This is a genomic window from Frankia sp. CcWB3 (assembly GCF_977927595.1).
Genome location: NZ_CDWRCK010000373.1, coordinates 1 through 3,015 on the forward strand (window position 1 = coordinate 1; position 3,015 = coordinate 3,015).

2 protein-coding genes are annotated in these 3,015 nt (G+C 66.1%); both read left to right on the forward strand.

Features of this window, described 5'->3' with window-relative positions:
• The first annotated feature begins 490 nt into the window (after window positions 1-490).
• The gene (locus ACY5KJ_RS19275) at window positions 491-1,000 is read left to right on the forward strand and encodes an Hsp20/alpha crystallin family protein (RefSeq protein WP_462188999.1); all 510 of its coding nucleotides are present in this window, start codon (window positions 491-493) and stop codon (window positions 998-1,000) included.
• A 207-nt stretch (window positions 1,001-1,207) separates the two neighbouring features.
• Window positions 1,208-2,833 carry a chaperonin GroEL gene (gene groL, locus ACY5KJ_RS19280; RefSeq protein ID WP_462188998.1) on the forward strand — a complete coding sequence of 542 codons (1,626 nt, stop codon included), beginning with the start codon at window positions 1,208-1,210 and terminating at the stop codon, window positions 2,831-2,833.
• Window positions 2,834-3,015: the final 182 nt, after the last annotated feature.

Genomic DNA, 3,015 nt, shown 5'->3' on the forward strand with positions numbered 1-3,015 from the left:
GGGTTCGAAACGCGCAAGTTATTTCATTTCGACTCCTATGACGAATCGGGCATGCCCACGCCGTGAGCAGGCTTCACTCGGATAAACCGACCCCACAGCAGGGAACCTATCCAGGATTTGCCCAGCAAAACGCATTGCCTACGGAGTATCGCTTGTCGGCAGGCGAAGGAAGAGATCACGAAAAGGCCTTGATTGCCAGGGGAGCTGGAGCACCAGGAGAGCTGGCAGAGCCACACCGGTCGGGGCCGGGCCGGGGCAGGACAGGGATCGGGGGGCTGAGCCCGGCAGGACGGGCAGCACCAGGCAGCGCCTGGCCCTACAGCCGGTTTCTGGTCCTAAAGCCGATTCTGGCCCTACAGCCGGCTGTAGCCGGGTGTCCCTCGGCCGTGGCCCGCAGTTTTCGGGCCGGCGAGGCAGGGGTAGAGGCAAGGCATAGTCAATTGGACGCAAAGGTGATAGCCGGCCGGCCCGGCCGGAAGGAGTGAGGATCATGACACTACCCGTACGACGCGGAGAAGGCCTGGGAACGCTGGCACGATGGGATCCGTTCCGGGAGATCGAGGACGCCTGGACCCGCATGGGCAATCTGCTCGGCGACGTCATGGGCGGCGTCGAGGGCCGTCCGGCGCGGTTGCTGGGTGGCATAGTGCAGCCGGTCGACATCGAGGAGACCGATGACGCGTTCGTGATCGATCTCGATCTTCCCGGGGTACGCCGGGAGGACATCTCCGTGGACCTGCGCGACAACGAGCTGTTCGTCACCGGTGAAATCAAGGAGCGGGAACGCACGGGAGTACTGCGCCGCCGTAGCCGCCCAGTGGGCCGGTTCGAGCACCGCATCGCCGTGCCGGGTGACATTGACCCGGAATCGGTGCACGCCACCCTGGCCGACGGAGTGCTCACCATCCGGCTGGCGAAGGCCAAGCGGAGCCAGCCCAAGCACATCGAGATCAGCACCGGACCCGAAGGCCAGAGCACCGGCCCCGAGGGCCAAAGCTGACTGAGTGCCTGGTACGATTGAGTGCCTGGTACCCGGACCCGCCAGCGCGCCCTCCGCCGGGACCCCGGCAGGCCCGGCCTGTCCAGCCGGTCGGCTTGCCCCGCCAGCAGGCGCTACCGACGATTTGTAATTAAGGTATTGCATGTCGTGAGGATGGGCCTGCGATGTTCGCGGGGTCCGGTCACGTTCTGCTTCAGGGGAACCATCATGCCAAAGATCATCGCTTACGAGGAGGAAGCACGGCGCGGGCTGGAACGTGGCATGAACCAGCTGGCCGGCGCCGTGAAGGTGACGCTCGGTCCGAAGGGGCGCAACGTCGTCCTGGAGAAGAAGTGGGGCGTTCCCACCATCACCAATGACGGTGTCTCCATTGCCAGGGAGATCGAGCTCGAAGATCCGTATGAGAAGATCGGCGCCGAGATGGTCAAGGAGGTCGCCAAGAAGACCGACGAGGTGGCCGGCGACGGCACCACGACGGCGACCGTCCTGGCGGAGGCACTGGTCCACGAGGGCCTGCGGAACGTGGCCGCGGGCGCGAACCCGATCGCCCTCAAACGTGGCATCGAGCTGGCCGTCGAGCGGGTCTGTGGGGAGCTGGCCGACCTGTCCAGGGATCTGGAAACCAAGGATCAGATCGCCTCAACGGCCTCGATCTCGGCCGGCGGGGACACCGCGATCGGCCAGATCATCGCCGAGGCGATGGACAAGGTCGGCCGGGACGGCGTCATCACCGTCGAGGAGAGCAACACCTTCGGCCTCGAGCTGGAGCTCACCGAAGGTCTGCGTTTCGACAAGGGCTACATCTCGCCGTACTTCATCACTGATCAGGAGCGGATGGAGTGCGTCCTGGAGGACCCCTACATCCTGGTCGCCAACATCAAGATTTCGCTGGTCAAGGACATGCTCCCGCTCTTGGAGAAGGTCATGCAGGCCGGCAAGCCGCTGCTGGTTATCGCCGAGGACGTCGAGGGGGAGGCCCTGGCAACCCTGGTCGTCAACAAGATTCGCGGTACGTTCCGGTCCGTGGCCGTGAAGGCGCCGGGTTTCGGCGACCGGCGCAAGGCCATGCTCGGCGATATCGCCGTTCTGGCGGGCGGTCAGGTGATCAGTGAGGAGGTTGGTCTCAGGCTGGAGAACGCCGACCTCGACCTGCTTGGCCAGGCCCGCAAGGTTATCGTCACCAAGGATGACACGACCATTATCGAGGGCGCCGGCGACCCGGGCCAGATCGCCGGTCGGGTCAGCCAGATCCGTAGCGAGATCGAGAAGTCGGACGCCGACTACGATCGCGAGAAGCTGCAGGAGCGGCTGGCCAGGCTCGCCGGCGGCGTGGCCGTCATCAAAGCCGGCGCGGCCACCGAGGTCGAGCTCAGGGAGCGTAAGCACCGCATCGAGGACGCGGTCCGCAACGCGAAGGCCGCCGTTGAGGAGGGCATCGTTCCCGGCGGTGGGGTGGCTCTGCTGCTGGCCTCGGAGGCCGTCTTCGACGGGCTGGACGTGGCCGAGGACGAGCGGACCGGGGCCGAGATGGTGCGCCGCGCGTTGACCGAGCCGCTCCGGCAGATCGCGATCAATGCCGGTCTGGAAGGCGGCGTCGTGGTCGAGAAGGTCCGCAACCTGCAACCGGGGTGGGGGCTGGACGCCGCCACCGGCGAGCACGTCAACATGCTCGAGGCCGGGATCATCGACCCGACCAAGGTCACCCGCTCCGCCCTGCAGAACGCCGCATCCATCGCCGGGCTGTTCCTCACTACCGAGGCCGTCGTCGCCGAAAAGCCAGAGGAAAAGGAAACCGCGGCCGCGGCAGCCGGTGGGGGTGGCCTGGAATACTGATTGACAGCGTCGTTGTCGCGGCCGACACGCCGGCCGACACGCCCACGGTGGCGGTCGAACAGGCCCATCCCGTCCTGGAACTCGCCTACCGCGGCAACTCGCCTATTCCGCGACGTTTCCACCGCCGAACTGCCGACGGAAGGAACCGAGCAGGTGGTCGAGGCCCCAGAGGAACTGGCCTT

Coding starts and splice junctions, on each gene's coding strand:
- ACY5KJ_RS19275 (WP_462188999.1), top strand. CDS start 491: ATGACACTACCCGTACGACGCGGAGAAGGCCTGGGAACGCTGGCACGA.
- groL (WP_462188998.1), top strand. CDS start 1,208: ATGCCAAAGATCATCGCTTACGAGGAGGAAGCACGGCGCGGGCTGGAA.